The sequence below is a fragment of the Lentzea alba genome, from assembly GCF_047445655.1.
Lineage (GTDB): Bacteria > Actinomycetota > Actinomycetes > Mycobacteriales > Pseudonocardiaceae > Lentzea > Lentzea alba_A.
Genome location: NZ_JAJAEG010000005.1, coordinates 132,501 through 152,137, shown reverse-complemented (window position 1 = coordinate 152,137; position 19,637 = coordinate 132,501). Strand labels below are relative to the sequence as shown.

The following is a 19,637-nucleotide window of genomic DNA, read 5'->3' as shown; positions in this document are numbered from 1 at the left end:
AAGGAGTCTTGATGAGAGCACTGCTGGTCGCATTGGCGCTCGTGCTGAGCGGATGTTCCGCCGCACAGGACGGGCCGACGACGATCACGTTCTGGGACAACAACGGCGGTCCCGGCCGCACACCGATCTACCAGGAGCTGATCAAACGGTTCGAGGCGGCGAACCCGGACATCAAGGTCGAGTACGTCGGTGTGCCGAGCTCGTCGGTGCAGCAGAAGTACGACACGGCCATCGCGGGCGGATCGACACCGGACGTCGGCGGCGTCACCACCTCCTACCTCGCGCACCTGGTGGGGCAGGACGCGCTCGAACCAGCCGACGACCGGCTGGAGAGCGGCCCGCTCAAGGGGAAGCTGCTGCCCGGCCTGTTGGAGACAGTGCGGCAGACCGCGCCGGACGGCAAGCTCTACGCCGTGCCCGCGTCGGGCAACCTCGACGTCATCTGGTACCGCTCGGACCGGTTCGAGGAGGCCAAGATCCCCGAGCCGTCCACTTGGGACGATCTGGCCAAGGCGGCGGCCCAGCTGACGAAGCCCGCGGACAACCAGTACGGGTTCACCATCCGCGGCGGCGCCGGGTCGATCTTCCAGCTGCTGTCGGAGGCCTACTCCTACTCCGGCGTCGAGAAGTTCTACGACGGCGGCAAGAGCACGGTCAACGACTCCCGCAACGCGGACCTCGTGCGCAAGGTCGCGGAGCTGTACAAGAAGGCCACGCCGGAGGCGGACGTCAACAACAACTACACGCAGATGGTCGCGCAGTTCACCGGCGGCACGGTGGCGATGATGCACCACAACCTCGGCTCGACCGCGGACGTGATGAAGGCGCTCGGCCCGGAACGCGTCAGTGCCATGCCGTTGCCGAAGGGCCCGTCCGGCAAGCGGACCGTCGTGCCGAACCCGACCGACGGCTTCGCGGTGTTCAAGGGCGGCAAGAACCGGGATGCCTCCTGGAAGTTCGTGGAGTTCCTGACATCGGCGGAGAGCAACGGGTACTGGAACGAGAAGGTCGGCCAGATCCCCGCGAACACCGACGTGCGCGGCGCCGAGTGGATCCAGAAGAACCCGGCCGTGAAGATGGCGCTCGGCGTGCTGGAGGACCCGGCGACGGTGCTCGTGCCCGCGCCGGTCTACCTGCCCGAGTACTCGTCGATCACCAAGACCGACACCGAGCCGCTTTACCAGAAGGTGCTGCTCGGCCAGATGTCCGCGCAGGAGTTCCTCGACGAGCTCGCGGGCAAGCTCACGACCGCCCAGCAGGAATGGGAGAAGCGGAATTGATCGAACGGGTGGCCGTGCGCACGTTCACCACGACAGCGCACACGGCCGTGGATCCCGAGGGGCATCGGCATCCCGCGCCCGAGCACGAGGTGACCGAGGCACTGCTGGAGATCACCGACACCGACGGCGCCACGGGGTACTGCCAGATCCAGCCCGACCACCTCCGGCCCGCCGTGCTGGACAGGCACGTCCGGCCGGTGCTGCACGGGCAGGACCCGTGGGACCGCGAACGGCTGTGGCGGCTGCTGGCCAGGCGGCAACGCGGCTCCGGCGGCGGGTTCACCGACCGTGCGCTGGGGTTCGTCGACACGGCGTTGTGGGATCTCGTCGCGCGCAAGGCCGGACTGCCCGCGTGGAAGCTGGCCGGCGGGGCCCGCGACCGGATCCCCGCCTACGCCAGCACCATGTGCGGGGACACCGACGGCCTCGCGACGCCGGGTGACTACGCGGACTTCGCCAAGCACCTGGTGTCGGCCGGCTATCGGGCGATCAAGCTGCACACCTGGATGCCGCCGGTGCCGGGCGCGCCGAACGTGTCCCGTGACATCGCGGCGTGCAGGGCGGTGCGGGAGGCGGTCGGACCGGACGTCGCGCTGATGCTCGACGCGAGCCACTGGTACTCCAGGATCGAAGCGCTTCGACTCGGTAGAGCGTTGGAGGAGCTGGACTTCTACTGGTTCGAGGAACCGATGGAGGAGGCCTCGATCAGCTCGTACCGGTGGCTCGCGGAGCAGCTGGCGATCCCGGTGATCGGCCCGGAGGTGGCGTGGGGCAAGCACCTGACCCGCGCCGAGTGGATCACGACGGGAGCGTGCGACATCCTGCGCGCCGGGCCGGCCGGGTCGGGCGGCATCACGCCGGTGCTCAAGACCGTGCACCTCGCGGAGTCGTTCAACGTGGAGTGCGAGATCCACGGCAACGGCACGGCCAGCCTCGCCGTGCTCGGCGCCACGGACGCGGGCCGCTGGTACGAACGCGGCCTGCTGCACCCGCACGTCGACTTCGACCGGGTACCGCCGCACCGCAACTCCATCGCCGATGCGCTAGACGAGAACGGCGACGTGACGCTACCGATGCGCCACGGAATCGGCGACGACTGGAATTTCGGGCACATCGGTTCGCAGACCGCCGAAATGTGGTGAAAACGATGAAGGGATCTTTCATCCACGTGAGGTGGATGAAAGATCCCTTCATCGTGAACCTAGCGGTAGGTCACGTCGGACGTTTTGTAGAGGCAGTTCGTGCTGTCCGGGCCGCTGCCGATCTTGCTCGGCTCACCGCTCGTGACACCCCGGTACTTCTCGCAGGCGACGATCTTGCGGCTGCTGTCGCCGACGATCGTGATCTTCGAGAGCCGTGCGGTGTCGCCGTAGTTGGTGTTGATGCCCACCAGCGTCTTGCCGGGCGAGAACGCGGTGATGTTCTCCAGCACCACGTGCCGCTTGTGCTGCGTCTTGCAGTTGCCGCAGGACCGGTAGAGCTTGCCGAAGTCGTCCACCTGGAAGTTGCGGACGATCATCGTGCCCGGTCCGTTGTGCTGGAACACCTTGTCGGACGCCTTGCGCGCGCCACCACCGCTGATGGTCATGGTCTGCGAGGACGACGTGCCCTTGAACGTGGCCGCGTCCTCGCCGACGTCCTCCCACCACACGTTGGTGAGCGTGCACGTGCCGAGGCAGTGGACGCCGTCCGCGGCGGGCGCGCCCAGCACCACGTTCTTCAGCGTCGCGCCGTCGGCGAGCTGGAAGATCGGGTCCTGGTTCTCGTTCTGGCCGCCCGACCCGAGGTTGCCGGTGCCGTAGAACCGCTTCAGGCCACCGTCGTAGGTGCCCGCCGGCACCTTGATGGTCGCGCTGACCGGCTTCGGTCCGGTGGGGGTGGGGAACGTGCTTCCCGCGGCCTGTGCCTGGGGCGCGAGCATTGCGGCCAGCGCAGCGACGAACATCATTGCTGCGAGTTTTTTCATGTGCGCTCCGTTTGCTCCGGATGCGCGGCGGTATTTCGATGGTAGGACCGGCGACGTGTTTCCTGTCAATTACGGGTTCGTTGTTCGAATCGAAATCGTCGAATTGTTCGACTGTTCGAGGTGTTCCCGGGAGGGCTCTATCGGCGGCCTGGGAGCGTTCCCGGAGATTCCACTCGAAGGGAGCAGCAAGAGGCTGGTAAGGGGAACGTGCGGACGAACGATCGCTGAGCTGGAAAGCTCAACGGACAGCGCTGAGTGGCTGAGCAACTACTTTCAGTGCCGCCGGTTGGCCCACGTGACCCACGTTACAGTGCCGTGAAATCTGGGAGCGCTCCCAGGTCGAGAGGGCGGCGGCATGACTCGGCGAACAGTGGCAATGATGGCTGCGGTGGTGATGGCGGCCGGTGGAGCACCCGCGGTGGCGGCTCCGGCGGCGGTCGCGTGCACCGTCACCTACGAGATCACCAACGAGTGGAACAACGGCTTCGGCGCGACCGCGACGATCCGCAACGACGGCGACGCGCTGGACGGCTGGCGACTGACCTGGACGTTCCCCGACGGGCAGCGCGTCACGCAGGGCTGGAACGGCAACTTCAGCCAGGCCGGCGCGGTGGTGAGCGTCACCAACCCGGACTGGGCGCGCACGATCCCGGCCGGCGGAAGCGCCGGCGTCGGTTTCAACGGCAGCAAGGGCTCGGCGAACCGGCCACCGACCGACTTCGCGGTCAACGGCGTGGCGTGCACCGGACCCAACCAGCCGCCGTCCGTGGCGCTGACCGCGCCTGCCACGGGCGGCACCTACACCCTGCCCGCCACGATCCCGCTGGCGGCGACCGCGCAGGACACCGACGGCACCATCGCGAGGGTCGAGTTCTACGCGGGCGACCAGCTGATCGCGACGGACAGCGCGGCACCGTTCAGCGGCAGCTGGACCACCGCGCCGGCCGGTGATCACCGCATCACCGCGAGAGCGTTCGACAACCGCGGCGCAGCAAGCACTTCAGCACCCGCGATGGTCAAGGTGCTGGCCGGACCCGCCGTGCTGGCAACGCCGAGCACGCTCACGGTCCGGCAGGGCCAGGCAGCCACGTTCGACGTGTCACTGGCCACCGCACCATCCCAGCCCGTCACCGTGACGATCGGTCGCAGCGGCAGCGCCGATCTCACGGTGACTCCCACCTCACTGACGTTCTCCAGCGCGGCGAAGCAGACCGTGACGGTCACGTCGGCGAACAACGGCGGGGACCTGGCGACGGCGACGTTCACCGCGAGCGCGACCGGGTACAGCCCGGCCTCGGTGGCGGTGCGGGAGATCTCGCAGTCCACTTCGGACTTCGCGAAGGCGTTCCTGGACCAGTACAACAAGATCAAGGACCCGGCCAGCGGCTACTTCCGCAAGTTCGGCGACCTGCTCGTGCCGTACCACTCGGTCGAGACGCTGATGGTCGAGGCACCGGACCACGGTCACCAGACCACGTCCGAGGCGTTCAGCTACTACCTGTGGCTGGAGGCGAGCTACGGCCGCCACACCGGCGACTGGGCACCGTTCAAGTCCGCGTGGGCGTCGATGGAGAAGTTCATCATCCCGGCCAAGGCCGACCAGCCCACGAACGACAAGTACAACGCCTCGAAACCGGCGACCTACGCGCCGGAACACCCGCGCATGGACCGTTATCCGTCACAACTCGACGCGGGCACCCCGGTCGGCTCCGACCCGATCGCGGCCGAGCTGAAGTCCGCGTACGGCACGGATGACATCTACGGCATGCACTGGCTGCTCGACGTCGACAACACCTACGGCTTCGGCCGGTGCGGCGACGGCACCACGGCACCGTCGTACATCAACACCTATCAGCGCGGTTCGTCGGAGTCGGTGTGGGAGACCATCCCGCAGCCGTCCTGCGACACGTTCAAGCACGGCGGTCCCAACGGGTTCCTCGACCTGTTCACCAAGGACGCGTCCTACGCCAAGCAGTGGAAGTACACCAACGCGCCGGACGCGGACGCCCGCGTGGTGCAGGTGGCACTGCTGGCCCAGCAGTGGGCCACGGCGCAGGGCAACGCCGGGCAGATCTCCAGCGAGATCGGCAAGGCCGCCAAGATGGGCGACTACCTGCGGTACGCCATGTTCGACAAGTACTTCAAGCGCATCGGCAACTGCACGAGCCCCAGCTCCTGTCCCGGTGGCACGGGCAAGAGCAGTGCGCACTACCTGATGTCCTGGTACTACGCGTGGGGCGGCGCGACCGACACGAGCGCCGGCTGGGCGTGGCGGATCGGTGACGGTGCCTCGCACCAGGGCTACCAGAACCCGTTGGCGGCACACGCGTTGGCGAACGTCCCGGCGCTCAAGCCGTTGTCCTCCACCGGACAGCAGGACTGGGCGACCAGCCTGAACCGGCAGATGGAGCTGCTGCAGTGGCTGCAGTCGGCCGACGGTGGCCTGGCCGGCGGCGTCACGAACTCCTGGGAAGGCCAGTACGGCACGCCTCCCGCGGGCACGCCGACGTTCTACGGCATGTTCTTCGACGCCCACCCGGTGTGGCGCGATCCGCCGTCGAACCGGTGGTTCGGCTTCCAGGTGTGGGGTCTCGAACGCACGGCCGCGCTGTACCGGATGACCGGTGACGCCCGCGCGAAGAAGATCCTCGACAAGTGGGTCACCTGGGCGCTCGCGAACACCACGACCGGCACGAACTTCCAGATCCCTGCCGACCTCGAGTGGACGGGCGCGCCGGACACGTGGAACGCGACCAACCCCGGCGCGAACGCGAACCTGCGGGTCCGGGTGGCGACGCGGAACCAGGACGTCGGCATCGCCGCCTCCTACGCGAAGGTGCTGCTGAACTACGCGTCCAGGTCCGGGCACGCCGAGGCGAAGGCCACCGGCGAGGCGCTGCTGACGTCGTTGCTGTCCCACCAGGACAACCTCGGCATCGCGACGCCGGAGACCCGCGCGGACTACAACCGCTTCGACGACGTCTACAACGCGTCGAACGGCGAGGGCCCGTACGTGCCGCCGGGCTGGACCGGCCGGATGCCCAACGGCGACCAGATCGCCCAGGGCGCGTCGTTCCTGTCGATCCGGTCCATGTTCCGCAACGACCCGCAGTGGCCCAAGGTCCAGTCCTATCTGGACGGTGGTCCGGTGCCGACGTTCACCTACCACCGGTTCTGGGCCCAGGCGGAGATCGCCACCGCGTTCTCCCTGCACACCGAGCTCTTCGGCTGAGGAGTACCGAGATGAGGAAACGATTAGCGCTGTTCACCGTGGTCGCCTGCACGGCCGCGGTCCTGGTCCACACCGGCGGCACGGCGGTCGCGCACGGGTCGATGGTCTGGCCCGGCAGCCGCACCTACCTCTGCTACGAGAACGGCCGCGCCGGCAGTGGCGGCGGTGACCTCCAGCCGACCAACCCCGCGTGTGTCGCGGCGGTGGCGCAGGGCGGGAAGCAGCCGCTGTGGGACTGGTTCGGCAACCTGATCAGCAACGCGGCGGGGCGGCACCGGGAGATCATCCCGGACGGTCATCTCTGCGGTCCCACCACGAAGTACGACGCCTACAACCTCGCCCGCGCCGACTGGCCGGTCACCCAGCTCACGGCGAACCAGACGGTCACGTTGCGGTACAACGCGTGGGCGCCGCACCCCGGCACGTGGGAGCAGTACGTCACCAGGGACGGCTTCGACGTCACGAAGCCCTTGAAGTGGTCCGATCTGGAGCCCGTGCCGTTCGACAAGATCACCAACCCGCCGCTGGCGAACGGTGAGTACAGCTGGCAGGCGAGGCTGCCCAACAAGTCCGGCAGGCACATCATCTATTCGCTGTGGCAGCGTTCCGACAGCCCGGAAGCCTTCTACAGCTGCTCCGACGTCGTGTTCGGCGGCGGCGTGCCGGACGCGCAGCCACCTACCGCACCCGGCGCACCGGTGGCGTCCGCGATCACCGGCAACTCGGCGAAACTCGACTGGCCGGCGGCGACGGACAACATCGGCGTGACGAGCTACCGCGTGCAGAACGGCAGCCAGGTGGTGGCGACCTCCGGCACCAACTCCGCGACGGTCACCGGGCTCACGGCGAACACGGACTACAGCCTGACCGTGGTCGCGCTGGACGCGGCGGGCAACGCGTCACCGGCCTCGCCGAGCGTCGCGTTCAGAACGGGCAGCGTCGGTCCCTGCACGGTGACGTACACGAAACCGAGCACCTGGAACGGCGGCTTCACGGCCAACGTGAAGATCGCCAGCTCGGTGGCGGTGCCCGCCTGGCAGCTGTCCTGGGACTTCCCGGCCGGCCAGACGCTCGCGCAGGCCTGGTCGTCCACGATCACCGTGGCGAACGGCAAGGCGACGGCGAAGGGTGCGTCGTACAACGCCGACGTTCCGGCCGGTGGCTCGGTGAGCTTCGGGTTCAACGCCAACACGACCGGTGCGGTGACGGACCCGGCGTCCTTCACCCTCAACGGTTCCGCCTGTTCCACAGGGTGAAGAGGGCGCTGATCGCCCTCCTGGTGGCGGGTTCGGTCGCGTGCGCCCTCCTCGTTGCACGCGCCGACCCCGCCCCGGACCTCACCAAGGGCGTCGACGGCGTCGCGGCGTGGCTCAACGACCTGACCGGTGAATGCTCGAAGGTCCTGCGGGACAACGACTTCACGTCGTTCGCCGGTCCGGTCCGCGCGAAGGTCTACGAGCCGTTCGTCGCGGAATGGGGCACGTGCACGAAGGAGCCCTACCAACGGCTCGGGCTCATCGTGCTGCGCCCGGGAATCGAAGAGGCCTGGCGCAGGGCGTTGACGAACGGCGAGGTCCGGGGAGATCCGGATCTCGCGTTCGGCGACGGCTTCGCGCTCACCGGCTCGATCGGCATGGAACACCTGGGACTGCGACGACTCGAATGCACGCCGGCCGTGTGCTCGTACGTCCAGATCGAACACCATTAACAGAAGGAGATCCGGGACAATGATGTTCAACGGACGAAGGCGGTGGGCCTCAGCGGGAGTGGTGGTCGCCACTGCCGCCGCTACAGCGGGGATCGCGCTGAGTGCGCCCTCCGCCGGCGCCGCACCGGGCTGTCGCGTCGACTACACCGCGAACAACTGGGGCGGTGGTGGCTTCGGCGGCAAGGTGAAGATCACCAACCTCGGTGACGCGATGTCCTCGTGGACGCTGAAGTTCACCTTCCCCGGCACGCAGAAGGTGACCCAGGGCTGGAGCGCCAACTGGTCCCAGTCGGGCGCGGACGTCACCGCCACGAGCATGTCGTGGAACGGCAACCTGGGCACCGGCGCGTCGACGGAGATCGGCTTCAACGGCAGCTACACCGGTTCGAGCAACGTCGACCCCGCGTCGTTCTCGTTGAACGGCACGACGTGCACCGGCCAGCAGCCACCGACCTCCACGACGACAACGACGACCTCGGGCAATCCCAACCCCGGGACCCGAGTGGACAACCCGTACGCCGGCGCGAAGGTGTACGTGAACGCGGACTGGTCGGCGAAGGCGAACGCCGAACCGGGCGGCAGCAGGATCGCCAACCAGCCCACCGGCGTGTGGATGGACCGGATCGCGGCGATCAACGGCACCACGGGCGCCCGCGGGCTGGCCGCGCACCTCGACGACGCGGTGCGCCAGGCGGCGGGCTCACCGCTGGTCATCCAGCTGGTGATCTACAACCTGCCCGGTCGCGACTGCTCGGCACTGGCGTCCAACGGTGAGCTCAAGGCCACCGAGATCGACAGGTACAAGACCGAGTACATCGACCCGATCGCGGCGATCCTGGCGCGGCCGGCGTACGCGAACCTCCGCATCGTCACCGTGGTCGAGATCGACTCGCTGCCCAACCTGATCACCAACGTCACGCCGCGGCCGACGTTCACCCCGCAGTGCGACGTGATGAAGGCCAACGGCAACTACATCACCGGCGTCGGCTACGCGTTGGCGAAGCTCGGTGCGATCCCGAACGTCTACAACTACCTCGACGTCGGCCACCACGGCTGGCTGGGCTGGGACGACAACTTCGGCCCGACGGCCGAGCTGCTGTTCCAGGCGGCGAACGCCCAGGGCGGCACCAAGGCGAACGTGCACGGCTTCATCGCGAACACCGCGAACTACGGGATCCTGAAGGAGCCGTACTTCAAGGTCGACGACAACATCAACGGCGAGGTCGTGCGCGAAAAGGCCAAGTGGGTCGACTGGAACCGCTACATCGACGAGCTCGGCTACGCGCAGGCGTTCCGGCAGCGCGCGGTCCAGGCGGGCTTCGACGCCGGAGTCGGCATGCTGATCGACACCAGCCGCAACGGCTGGGGTGGCGCGGCCCGTCCCACCGGACCCGGCCCGCGCACGACGGCGGACGCGTTCGTCAACGGCGGCAGGCTCGACCGCCGCATCCACCTCGGCAACTGGTGCAACCAGTCCGGCGCGGGGATCGGGGAACGGCCGAAGGCAGCGCCGGAAGCGGGCGTCGACGCCTACGTGTGGATCAAGCCGCCGGGTGAGTCCGACGGCGCGAGCAAGGAGATCCCGAACAACGAGGGCAAGGGCTTCGACCGGATGTGCGACCCGACGTACACCGGCAACCCGCGCAACGGCAACAGCATGTCCGGTGCGCTGGGCGACGCCCCGCTGTCCGGGCACTGGTTCTCCGCGCAGTTCCAGGAACTGATGCGCAACGCGTACCCGGCCCTCTAGAAAGGACAGACGCGCACGTGAAAAGTCTCTTCTGTGCGCTGGTCCTGTTGTTGTCGGCCGTCGTCGCCACCCCGGCGGCGACGGCGGCCGGCGACGGCTACTGGCACACCAGCGGTGCTCGGCTGCTCGACTCCGCTGGTGCGCCGGTGCGCATGACCGGCATCAACTGGTTCGGACTGGAAACCGACACCTACAGCCCGCACGGCCTGTGGGCGCGCAACTACCGGGACATGCTCGACCAGATCAAGTCGTTGCGCTACAACGTGGTCCGGCTCCCGTACGCGTCGCAGCTGTTCGACGCGGGCAGCACCCCGAACGGAATCGACTTCACCAAGAACCCCGATCTCGCCGGGTTGTCCGGAGTCCAGGTCATGGACAAGATCGTCGAGCACGCGGGCCGGATCGGCCTGAAGATCGTGCTGGACCGGCACCGGCCGAGCTCCTCCGGCCAGTCCGCGCTCTGGTACACCGACGCCTACCCGGAATCCCGCTGGGTCAACGACTGGGTGATGCTCGCCCGCCGGTACGCCGGGAACGCCACGGTGATCGGCGCCGACCTGCACAACGAACCGCACGACCCGGCGTGCTGGGGCTGCGGTGATGTCGCGCGCGACTGGCGTCTGGCCGCCGAACGCGCGGGCAACGCGATCCTCACCGCGAATCCTCAGTGGCTGATCATCGTCGAGGGGATCGGCGACAACTACTGGTGGGGCGGCAACCTGCAGGGCGCGGCGGCGGCGCCCGTGCGGTTGAACGTGCCCGACCGGCTGGTGTACTCGGCCCACGACTACGCGACCTCGGTGTTCGAACAGCCGTGGTTCTCCGACCCGGCGTTCCCCTCGAACCTCGCCGGGATCTGGGACCGCAACTGGGGCTACCTGGTGAAGAACAACGTCGCGCCGGTGTGGCTCGGCGAGTTCGGCACCACGCTCGCAGATCCGCGGGACCGGGTGTGGCTGAAGACGTTGCTGGAGTACCTGAACAACGGGTTCAGCTTCGCGTTCTGGTCGTGGAACCCGAACTCCGGTGACACCGGCGGTATCCTGAACGACGACTGGACCACGGTGAACGCCACCAAACAGGCTTATCTGGACCCCTATCTGGGCGGCGCGCCACCAGGACCGGAGCCCAGCGGGCCGTGCAAGGTGACCTACAGCGTCCCGAACGACTGGGGTTCGGGGTTCACCGGCGCGGTCTCCATCACCAACACCGGTACCGCGCCGATCAACGGCTGGACGCTCGCGTTCTCCTTCCCCGGCAACCAGAGGATCACCAACGGCTGGAACGCGACGTGGACCCGGACCTCGGCGACCGCGCTGGACTGGAACCGGACCATCGCACCCGGCGCGACGCTGAGCGGGCTCGGGTTCAACGCCACCTACAGCGGCACGAACAGCCCGCCCGCCGAGTTCAAGCTCAACGGGCAGCTGTGCGACACGCCCGGTGCCGCCAGGCCGTTGCGGGACCTGGCCGCCGCCAAGGGCAAGTACTTCGGCAGCGCGATGACCGTGTCCGAGCTGGAGGACACGCAGAACCGTGAGCTGACCGCACGCGAGGCGGGTGTCATCACCGTCGGCAACGAGCTGAAGTGGGACGCCACCGAACCCTCTCGCGGTCAGTTCACGTTCACCGGCGGCGACCGGATCCGGGCGGGAGCGGTCGCCGCCGGCCAGCGCGTGCGCGGGCACACGCTGGTGTGGCACAGCCAAACGCCGCAATGGGTGCACGACCTGCCCGCGGACCAGTTGCGGCAGGCGATGCTCGACCACATCGCGGCGGTGGCCGGGCACTACCGGGGCAAGGTGTTCGCCTGGGACGTCGTGAACGAGGCGTTCGAGGAGAACGGGTCACGTCGTCAGTCGTTCTGGCAGCAGAAACTCGGCGACGGCTACATCGCGGAGGCGTTCCGCGCGGCGCGTGCCGCCGACCCGGGCGCCAAGCTGTACTACAACGACTACAACACCGACGGACTCGGCGCGAAGAGCGACGCGGTGTACGAGCTCGTGCGGTCGTTCAAGCAGCAGGGCGTGCCGATCGACGGTGTCGGGTTCCAGGCGCATCTGCTGCTGGGTGCGGTTCCGTCGACGCTGCAGCAGAACCTGCAGCGCTTCGCGGACCTCGGTGTCGACGTCGCGATCACCGAGCTGGACGTCAGGATGACGTTGCCGGCGGACTCGGCGAAGCTCGCGACCCAGGCGAACGACTACGGTGCCGTCGCGCGGGCCTGCGTCGCGGTGACGCGATGCGTCGGGCTCACCACGTGGTCGTTGTCCGACAAGCACTCCTGGATCCCGTCGGTGTTCCCGGGGCAGGGTGCGGCGCTGCCGTTCGACGCGGCGTTCCAGCCCAAGCCCGCCTACCGGGCGCTCGCGACGGCACTGGGAGGGTGATGATGAAGACGCTGATGGTCGTCCTGCTGCTGATCGCCGGATTGGTGGCGCCCGCCAGCGCGGCGGCACCCACGCGGATCATGGCACTGGGTGACTCGATCACCGGCTCGCCGGGGTGCTGGCGAGCCCTGTTGTGGAAGCACCTGCAGGACACCGGGCACACGGACGTCGACTTCGTCGGCACACAGCCGTCCACCGGGTGCGGGTTCGCGCACGACGGCGAGAACGAGGGACACGGCGGGTTCCTCGCGACCGGCATCGTGCGCGACAACCTGCTGCCGGGCTGGTTGTCGGCGACACGTCCGGACCTCGTCCTGATGCACCTCGGCACCAACGACGTGTGGAGCAACATCCCGGCGAACACGATCCTCAGTGCGTACACCACGATGCTGGGCCAGATGCGGGCCGTGAACCCGGCGGTCAAGCTCGTCGTCGCGCAGATCATCCCGATGAACCCGGCCAACTGCACGGCGTGTGCGCAGCGGGTGGTGGACCTGAACACCGCCATTCCGGGGTGGGCGCGGGCGAACTCGACCACGGCCTCACCGATCACCTTCGTCGACCAGTGGACCGGGTTCTCCACCGCGGCCGACACGACCGACGGCGTGCATCCCAACTCCTCCACCGGAATCCAGAAGATCGAGAGCCGCTGGTACCCGGCCGTGGTCGCGGCGCTGGGGGCCCCGGGGTTGCACGTCGACGGCACGCGGATCGTCGAGGCGAACGGCACCGCGTTCGTGATGCGCGGCGTGAACCACCCGCACGTCTGGTACCAGAACCAGACCAGCTCGTTCGCGAACATCAAGTCCTTCGGCGCCAACACCGTGCGGGTCGTGCTCGGCAGCGGGCAGCGATGGGGCCCGACATCGGCTGCTGAGGTGTCGACGGTCATCGGCCTGTGCAAGCAGTCCCGGCTGATCTGCGTGCTGGAGGTGCACGACACCACCGGTTTCGGGGAGCAGAGCGGGGCGGCGAGCCTGGACCAGGCGGCGAGCTACTGGATCAGCGTCGCCGACGCGCTCAAGGGCCAGGAGAACCACGTCGTGATCAACCTGGGCAACGAGCCGTTCGGCAACAACCAGCAGGTGAGCGCGACCTGGGCGAGTGCGACGAGCAACGCGATCACCCGGCTGCGCGGCGCGGGCCTGACGCACCTGCTGATGGCGGACGCGCCGATGTGGGGCCAGGACTGGCAGAACATCATGCGCGACAACGCTGCTTCGGTGTTCAACGCCGACCCGCAGCGCAACACGGTGTTCTCCATCCACATGTACGGGGTCTACGACACGGCGGCCGAGATCAACGCCTACTTCGACGCGTTCCGGACCGCCGGGCTGCCGCTGGTGGTCGGTGAGTTCGGGAGCATGCACTCCGACGGTGATCCGGACGAGGACGCGATCATGGCCCAGGCACAGGCCCGCGGTCTCGGCTACCTCGGGTGGTCGTGGAGCGGCAACAGCGGCGACGTCGCGTATCTCGACATGGCCGTGTCCTTCAACCCCGCCACGCTCACGCCGTGGGGCGAGCGTTTCCTCAACGGCGTCAACGGGGTTCGGCAGACCTCGAAGGAGGCCACCGTCTACGGCGGTGGCGACTCGCAGGCACCGTCCACACCGGGCACTCCGGTGGCGTCGGCGGTGACGTCCACCGGCGTGACGCTGAACTGGACGGCATCGACCGACAACGTCGGTGTGACGGCTTACGACGTGCTGCGCGCACCCAGCGGCGGCTCGTTCAGCGTGGTGGGTTCCAGCGGCACTCCGACGTTCGCCGACACCGGCCTCACCCCGTCGACGGCCTACCGCTACCAGGTGCGGGCGCGGGATGCCGCCGGGAACGTCTCGGCGGTGTCGGGCACGGTCACGGTCACGACGGGCGCGGGCGGCACCGGGACGTGCAAGGTTGCTTACTCCGCACCGAACTGGGGCGGGGGCAACGGGTTCACCGCTTCCGTGACGGTCACGAACACGGGTGCCGCCACGATCAACGGCTGGACGCTGGCCTTCAGCTATCCGGCGGGCCAACGGGTCACGCTGCCGGGCTGGGGTGCGACCCTCGCCCAGTCGGGCGGTCAGGTCACGGCGACCAACCTGGACTGGAACCGCGCGCTGGCACCGAACGCCTCCACCGGCATCGGGTTCAACGGCACGCACAACGGTGCCAACCCGGCACCGGCCTCGTTCACGCTGAACGGAAACCCCTGCGTGATCGCCTAGATGAGCTCGAAGTGCACCACGCCGTCATCGTCCTCCCACACCACTTTCCCGAGAGCGCGCCACAGATCCAGCGCTCCGGGGGAGTGGCGGTAGGCGTGCAGGTAGATCGAGCGGTAGCCGCCATCCGCCCGTGCGAACTCCACCAGCTCGTTGACCATCGCTCGCGCGAGCCCCCGCCGCCGGTGCTCCGGCCGCACGTACACACGCCTGAGCTGAGCTGTCTCGCCGGACGGATACCGCTCGACGAGCCAGTCCGGCTCACGCGGACCGCGTGAATCCAACGCCGCGGTCGCGGCGATCACGCCCTGCTGGTCAACGGCGACCAGCAGGGCGTGGCGTCGCGGAGTCAGATAGTGCCCGGTCAGGTCGACGACGTCCTCGTGCCACTCCGGCACGTATCCGGTGCCGAAGTCGCGGTAGAGAGCGTCGAGCATCACTGCCCGCGCACCGCCGAGGTCCTCCGCCGTCGCCGCTCTGATGCCATAGTTGTGCACTTGCACATCTTATGCAGTAGGTGACCCGTCGGTCAGGATGCCGGCCGCTGGCCAACTGATCGGAGCTGTGAAGTGGACGAGGGCACGAACATCGTGATGGTCAACTCCGCGGAGGAGGTGCTGCTGTACCTGCGGGACGACAAGCCCACCATCAAGTTCCCGAACACGTGGTGCCTGCTGGGCGGCTATCTGGAGGAGGGCGAGGCGCCACACGATTGCATCCGTCGCGAGATCGAGGAGGAGATCGGCGTCCTGCTCGCCCCCGAGGAGGTGCGGCCGTTGATGTCCGAGCAGCGTTCGTACGGGATCGAGCACACGTTCTGGACGGTGGTGGACCTCGACCTCGACGCCGTCGTGCTCACCGAGGGACAACGCCTGAAGTGGTTCTCCCGCACCGAGATCGCCGCTCACGAGTTGGGCTACGAGGACAACGAGATCCTGGCCGACTTCTTCGAGCGCCGTGACCGGGGAACGCTGACGTGAGTGTGGTGGAGTTCGTCGACGAGGTGCAGAAAGTCGGCCACGACACCGCGGTCAGAGCGAACACGAAGCAGCTCGGGAAGTCGGCGGACGGCCGGAGCGGCTGGGCCACGGCGCACCCCGCCGCGGTGGCGACGAACCAGGGCGCCGCGATCCTCACGCGGGCCGCGGTGTCGGGCACGGGCCACCACAGGGCGAGCGGGACGATGTCGGCGACGTCGGCTACGCGAGCTTTCGACGGCAGGGCGAACCCGTGCACGAGCATCATCTGCAGCAGCAGTGCGCGGGCGGACCCTGCCCAGGGCCGCCGTGGCCGGGCTCGCGTTGTTCGGTTGGTGGGGCGCCTCCACTTGGCTGCCGGCGTTCCTGCAGGGCGACAGGGGTGTCCCGGCCGCGACGGCCGCCGTGTTCGTGATCGTGCTGAACCTCGGGATGTTCGTGGGCTACCACGTCTTCGGCCTGATCGCCGACCGCACCGCGTTGCTGTGGCTGGGCCCGCTGTTCGCGTTCTTCGCCGCGTTCGCCGGCATCTTCGGCGCCTACCAGGGTGAGCTGTTCCCGACCAGGGTGCGCACGACCGGCGCCGGGTTCTGCTTCAACGTCGGGCGCGGTGTGTCCGCGTTCGCTCCGCTGACCCTCGGCGCGCTGGCGGCCGCGGCCGGGTTCGGGACCGGCCTGCCCGTGTCCGCCGGCTTCGTCGCCCGCGCGGCGATCGCCATGACGTTCCTGCCCGATCTCCGCCGCGGTCAGGGCTGATCGATGTGAGCGTGCACACACGGGCAACTTTGCTTCCTGTTAGCGGATTCGTCTGGACCACTGACCACGGGAATTGTTAACGCGAACATCACTCTTGAACGGTGCCGGGGCGGTCCCTATGGTGACGGGACACGCCTCGGTGTGAAGTCGTGAAAAGGGGTGGGTGTGGTCACCATCGCGGACGTCGCACGACACGCGGGTGTCGCTCCGAGCACCGTCTCCTACGTGCTGACCGGCAACCGGTCGATCTCGGCGGGCACCAAGTCGAAGGTCAGGGAGAGCATCCGGCTGCTGGGTTACCGTCCGCAGACGCCGGACCGGTCGCTCGCGGCCGGCCGGACGAACGTGCTCGGCCTGGTGCTGCCTCTCCGCGCGGGCGTGCACCTGCCGGTCGTGATGCGGTTCGTGGCGGCGGTGGCGGTGGCGGCGCGCAGGCACGGTATGGACCTGCTGCTGGTGACCGCGGACGACGGTGCGCCGGGGCTGGGCCGGGTCGCGGACAGCGCGCAGGCCGACGGTTTCCTGGTGATGGACGTGGAGATGGACGACGAGCGGGTGCCGGTGCTCCGGCAGCTGACCAAGCCGTCCGTCCTCATCGGACATCCGGCGTCGACCAAGGGCCTCACCTGTGTGGACCTCGACTTCGAGGCCGCCGGCGCGTTGTGCGTCGACCACCTGGCCGATCTGGGGCACCGTTCGATCGGGTTCCTGGGCGCGCCGGGCGCGGTCTACCGTCGCAACGCGGGTTTCGCACACCGGACGATGGCCGGCTTCAGCGCGGCGGCGATGCGCCGTGGCGTCGCGGTGACCGCCCTGCCTTCCGAGGAGGACCACGACTCGGTGCTCAGGGCCACCAAGGCGTTGCTCCGAGCCCACCCGTCGATGACCGCACTCGTCGTGCACAACGAGCCCGCGCTCGGCTGGATCACCGGCTGCCTGCGCGCCGCCGGCCGCACCGTGCCGGGCGATGTCGCCGTGGTCGCGATCTGTCCCGACGAGATCGCGGAACAGACGTCACCGCCGCTGACCTCGGTGCGGTTGCCGGTCGCGGAACTGGGCAGGAGAGCGGTCGATCTGCTGGTGGGCAAGCTCGACGGGCGGCAGTCACCCCCGCTGATGCTGCTGCCGCCGCGGTTGGTGCGGCGCGGGAGCACCCCTGAGCTGGGTGTGGCTCGCCGCGCCTGAACCCGTCACCTGGACGGATGATGTGTGCCGTTTCCGTTTGTCATGCACCTCTGCGCATATGAGCATCTCGGCATCAGGCAGAGAGGCTGAGTCCAATGACGACGGTTGAGCACGCCCCGGCGGAAACGCATCGCCACACGCACGGTCCTGGCTGTGGACACGATGCGATCGTGCATCGTGATCACGTCGACTACCTGCACGACGGTCACGTGCATCGTGAGCACGTGACCGAAAGCGGCGTGCACTACGACGAGTGCGACAAGTGCCGCTGTGCGCACTGCAGCGACTCGTGCGCTCAGTGCAGCTGCGCGGAGTGTGACTGTCCGACCTGCAACCACGCCATGTGTTCGTGCGAGGGTTGCACGGACGCCTGCGCCAACTGCACGTGCGCTGACTGCACCTGCGCCACGTGCTCCCACGCGGCGTGAGCGGTCATCGGTAGGTGACTTTCTTCCACTGCTGCGCGAAATTCTCGTGATCGCGTTGTGGCGCGATTTTGAGATACCAGGTGACGAGCCGTTGGTGGCCTTCGTCGGTGAGGTGGTAGCCGAGGTGATCGCCGACGGGTGGACGCACCAGCCGTTCGGCGATGGCCCGGTCCACGGCTTCCTTCTCGCAGAGGCCGGTCATGAGCCACTGCCACACCATGCCCTGCGCCAGCATCCACAACACCCGCAGCAGCGGCACTTCCGCATCTTCGTTCACACGCATTCCCCCGTCGGACTTTCATTGTCACTGTGGGGTACGGCTGGAGTTGCATAGCGGTTCGATCGATCCCATTTGGACCGTCGGCGTCGAATGCGTTCGAACGAAAATCAGATAATGGATTTGTCCGGTAGCCACCTGAGCTGGCCGATCGCGCAGAAGTGCCGCAACGAGCGCCCGAGGCCGACGCGCTGGAAGTGGCGCAGCCGGTGCTTCGCCGTCGCGATCGCCTTGGCGCCGCGCAGCTCGCCGACACAGCCCTGAGACGTCTGGAGAGGAGCCGTCGCGGCCAGCGACTCGACGATCTCGTGGTCGAGTCGGTCGATCACCGGCCGGATCGCGGCGAGGTCGGGGCGTTGGGCGGGTGCCTGCGCCGGGTCCACCGTCCACAACGCGAACGGATCGCGCAGGGCGTGGTGGGGTGTCACGTTGGACGCGCTCGCGCACAGACCGGAGAACACCGTGAGCAGGACGGCCGTGAACAACGTCGTGGTGGTGCGCATCGGCGGTGCAGATCACGTCGAGTGCGCACGGACCGGGGTTTCCGCGTTAGCCGGAAGGTTTTCCGAGGTGGGTCAGAGCGAGCACGTCTTGCCGTTCAACGTGAAGGCTCCAGGCGTCGCGGTCGGGCCCTCCGCGTTGAAGCGGAACGCGACCGTGGCGCCAGGGGCCAGCGGTGCGGGACCGGTGGCGCTCATGGCGGCAACGTCGGTTCCGCGCTGGTGCACGGAGGCGTTCCAGGTCTGCCCGATCTTCTGGCCACCGGGGAACTTCCACTGCAGCACCCACTGCGAGACCGCTGCCTGGGCGGTGTTGCGGACGATGATCTCGACGTGGAACCCGCCGGCCCACTCCTTGGCGACGCGGTACGACACCGCGCAGTCCTTCGTCTCCACCGGCGGGGCAGGCGGCGGGGTGGTGGTCTGGACGGGTGGCGGCGGGGGAGGAGCGCTCGTCGCGGATCCCTTGCACGGCGGGCCCCACAGGCCGAGGCCGGCCTTCGCGGCGGACTTCTCGACCTCGGTCAGCACCGGGTCGTCCTTCTCCGCACGCGCCATGCCCTTGCTCACCGCCAAAGTGGCGAAGTCGTCGTTGTCGGCGAGGCGCAAGGTGATGACCGACGCCGACGCGCGGCTGTAGCGGACCTGGCGGTCGAGCAAGGTCTCCCGGGTGAACTTGAGAGCAGCGGCCGACCAGCATTCGTCAGCGGGCGCCAAGCCCAGGATGCGCGCTTCGAGGCCGTTCGACAGCAGGACGGTCCTCGCGTCGACGACGTCCGCCACCTGGTCCGGCGGCGGAGGCAGGACGGTGACTTGTTGCGGTGACGAAGAGGGCGGCGGCGACACGGGCGACGTGTTGGAAACGGGTTCCACCGCGCTGGTCGCACACGCCGCGACGATCAGCACCGCCGCCGACGGGTAGAGGACAGGGCGGTACCGGCCGAGCAATCTCATCGTTCCCCCGCGTAGTGCTGA

General features: G+C 68.3%; 17 protein-coding genes. 11 read left to right on the top strand and 6 right to left on the bottom strand.

The window, feature by feature from the left end:
* Window positions 1-11 precede the first annotated feature (11 nt).
* The gene (locus tag LFM09_RS10410) at window positions 12-1,280 is read left to right on the top strand and encodes an ABC transporter substrate-binding protein (RefSeq protein ID WP_414096133.1); all 1,269 of its coding nucleotides are present in this window, start codon (window positions 12-14) and stop codon (window positions 1,278-1,280) included.
* Window positions 1,277-2,422 carry an enolase C-terminal domain-like protein gene (locus tag LFM09_RS10405; RefSeq protein ID WP_414096132.1) on the top strand — a complete coding sequence of 382 codons (1,146 nt, stop codon included), beginning with the start codon at window positions 1,277-1,279 and terminating at the stop codon, window positions 2,420-2,422. The genes LFM09_RS10410 and LFM09_RS10405 overlap by 4 nt, the downstream gene beginning before the upstream one ends.
* A 59-nt stretch (window positions 2,423-2,481) precedes the next feature.
* On the opposite strand, the gene LFM09_RS10400 is transcribed toward LFM09_RS10405, so the two are convergent.
* On the bottom strand, window positions 2,482-3,246 hold the full coding sequence (locus LFM09_RS10400; protein WP_414096131.1) for a pectate lyase: 765 nt from the start codon (window positions 3,244-3,246) through the stop codon (window positions 2,482-2,484).
* A gap of 379 nt (window positions 3,247-3,625) precedes the next feature.
* Between LFM09_RS10400 and LFM09_RS10395 the strand changes: the two genes are divergently transcribed.
* The 6 genes from LFM09_RS10395 to LFM09_RS10370 are packed head-to-tail and all read left to right on the top strand — an operon-like array spanning window position 3,626 to window position 14,542.
* Entirely contained in the window at window positions 3,626-6,478 is a 2,853-nt protein-coding gene (locus tag LFM09_RS10395; RefSeq protein WP_414096130.1) for a glycoside hydrolase family 48 protein, read from the top strand.
* Window positions 6,479-6,489: 11 nt separating this feature from the next.
* A complete protein-coding gene (locus LFM09_RS10390; RefSeq protein WP_414096129.1) occupies window positions 6,490-7,734 on the top strand; it encodes a lytic polysaccharide monooxygenase in 1,245 nt (414 codons plus the stop codon).
* A complete protein-coding gene (locus LFM09_RS10385; protein WP_414096128.1) occupies window positions 7,731-8,186 on the top strand; it encodes a hypothetical protein in 456 nt (151 codons plus the stop codon). The genes LFM09_RS10390 and LFM09_RS10385 overlap by 4 nt, the downstream gene beginning before the upstream one ends.
* A 19-nt stretch (window positions 8,187-8,205) precedes the next feature.
* Complete coding sequence (locus LFM09_RS10380) at window positions 8,206-9,936, top strand: glycoside hydrolase family 6 protein (RefSeq protein ID WP_414096127.1); 1,731 nt, start codon at window positions 8,206-8,208, stop codon at window positions 9,934-9,936.
* 17 nt (window positions 9,937-9,953) lie between these two features.
* Entirely contained in the window at window positions 9,954-12,326 is a 2,373-nt protein-coding gene (locus LFM09_RS10375; RefSeq protein ID WP_414096126.1) for an endo-1,4-beta-xylanase, read from the top strand.
* A gap of 2 nt (window positions 12,327-12,328) precedes the next feature.
* A complete protein-coding gene (locus LFM09_RS10370; RefSeq protein ID WP_414096125.1) occupies window positions 12,329-14,542 on the top strand; it encodes a cellulase family glycosylhydrolase in 2,214 nt (737 codons plus the stop codon).
* Here the strand turns inward: LFM09_RS10370 and LFM09_RS10365 are convergent.
* On the bottom strand, window positions 14,539-15,036 hold the full coding sequence (locus LFM09_RS10365; RefSeq protein ID WP_414096124.1) for an N-acetyltransferase family protein: 498 nt from the start codon (window positions 15,034-15,036) through the stop codon (window positions 14,539-14,541). The genes LFM09_RS10370 and LFM09_RS10365 overlap by 4 nt on opposite strands.
* Before the next feature lie 72 nt (window positions 15,037-15,108).
* Here LFM09_RS10365 and LFM09_RS10360 point away from each other — a divergent pair, with 72 nt between their 5' ends.
* The 3 genes from LFM09_RS10360 (at window position 15,109) to LFM09_RS10350 (ending at window position 17,457) form a co-directional block, all read left to right on the top strand.
* A complete protein-coding gene (locus LFM09_RS10360; protein ID WP_414096123.1) occupies window positions 15,109-15,519 on the top strand; it encodes an NUDIX hydrolase in 411 nt (136 codons plus the stop codon).
* 276 nt (window positions 15,520-15,795) lie between these two features.
* Window positions 15,796-16,272: a hypothetical protein gene (locus tag LFM09_RS10355; protein ID WP_414096122.1), complete on the top strand. Its 477-nt coding sequence runs from the start codon at window positions 15,796-15,798 to the stop codon at window positions 16,270-16,272.
* A gap of 165 nt (window positions 16,273-16,437) precedes the next feature.
* Complete coding sequence (locus LFM09_RS10350) at window positions 16,438-17,457, top strand: LacI family DNA-binding transcriptional regulator (RefSeq protein WP_414096121.1); 1,020 nt, start codon at window positions 16,438-16,440, stop codon at window positions 17,455-17,457.
* 295 nt (window positions 17,458-17,752) lie between these two features.
* Here the strand turns inward: LFM09_RS10350 and LFM09_RS10345 are convergent, their stop codons facing one another.
* From LFM09_RS10345 to LFM09_RS10330, 4 genes are all read right to left on the bottom strand, one after another.
* Entirely contained in the window at window positions 17,753-17,893 is a 141-nt protein-coding gene (locus LFM09_RS10345; RefSeq protein ID WP_414096120.1) for a hypothetical protein, read from the bottom strand.
* On the bottom strand, window positions 17,890-18,144 hold the full coding sequence (locus LFM09_RS10340; protein ID WP_414096119.1) for a hypothetical protein: 255 nt from the start codon (window positions 18,142-18,144) through the stop codon (window positions 17,890-17,892). The genes LFM09_RS10345 and LFM09_RS10340 overlap by 4 nt, the downstream gene beginning before the upstream one ends.
* Before the next feature lie 128 nt (window positions 18,145-18,272).
* On the bottom strand, window positions 18,273-18,665 hold the full coding sequence (locus LFM09_RS10335; RefSeq protein ID WP_414096118.1) for a hypothetical protein: 393 nt from the start codon (window positions 18,663-18,665) through the stop codon (window positions 18,273-18,275).
* A 72-nt stretch (window positions 18,666-18,737) separates the two neighbouring features.
* The gene (locus LFM09_RS10330; protein ID WP_414096117.1) at window positions 18,738-19,616 is read right to left on the bottom strand and encodes a cellulose binding domain-containing protein; all 879 of its coding nucleotides are present in this window, start codon (window positions 19,614-19,616) and stop codon (window positions 18,738-18,740) included.
* Between the last annotated feature and the right edge of the window lie 21 nt (window positions 19,617-19,637).

Coding starts and splice junctions, on each gene's coding strand:
- LFM09_RS10410 (WP_414096133.1), top strand. CDS start 12: ATGAGAGCACTGCTGGTCGCATTGGCGCTCGTGCTGAGCGGATGTTCC.
- LFM09_RS10345 (WP_414096120.1), bottom strand. CDS start 17,893: ATGACCGCTCACGCCGCGTGGGAGCACGTGGCGCAGGTGCAGTCAGCG.
- LFM09_RS10335 (WP_414096118.1), bottom strand. CDS start 18,665: ATGCGCACCACCACGACGTTGTTCACGGCCGTCCTGCTCACGGTGTTC.
- LFM09_RS10390 (WP_414096129.1), top strand. CDS start 6,490: ATGAGGAAACGATTAGCGCTGTTCACCGTGGTCGCCTGCACGGCCGCG.
- LFM09_RS10370 (WP_414096125.1), top strand. CDS start 12,329: ATGAAGACGCTGATGGTCGTCCTGCTGCTGATCGCCGGATTGGTGGCG.
- LFM09_RS10330 (WP_414096117.1), bottom strand. CDS start 19,616: ATGAGATTGCTCGGCCGGTACCGCCCTGTCCTCTACCCGTCGGCGGCG.
- LFM09_RS10395 (WP_414096130.1), top strand. CDS start 3,626: ATGGCTGCGGTGGTGATGGCGGCCGGTGGAGCACCCGCGGTGGCGGCT.
- LFM09_RS10400 (WP_414096131.1), bottom strand. CDS start 3,246: ATGAAAAAACTCGCAGCAATGATGTTCGTCGCTGCGCTGGCCGCAATG.
- LFM09_RS10380 (WP_414096127.1), top strand. CDS start 8,206: ATGATGTTCAACGGACGAAGGCGGTGGGCCTCAGCGGGAGTGGTGGTC.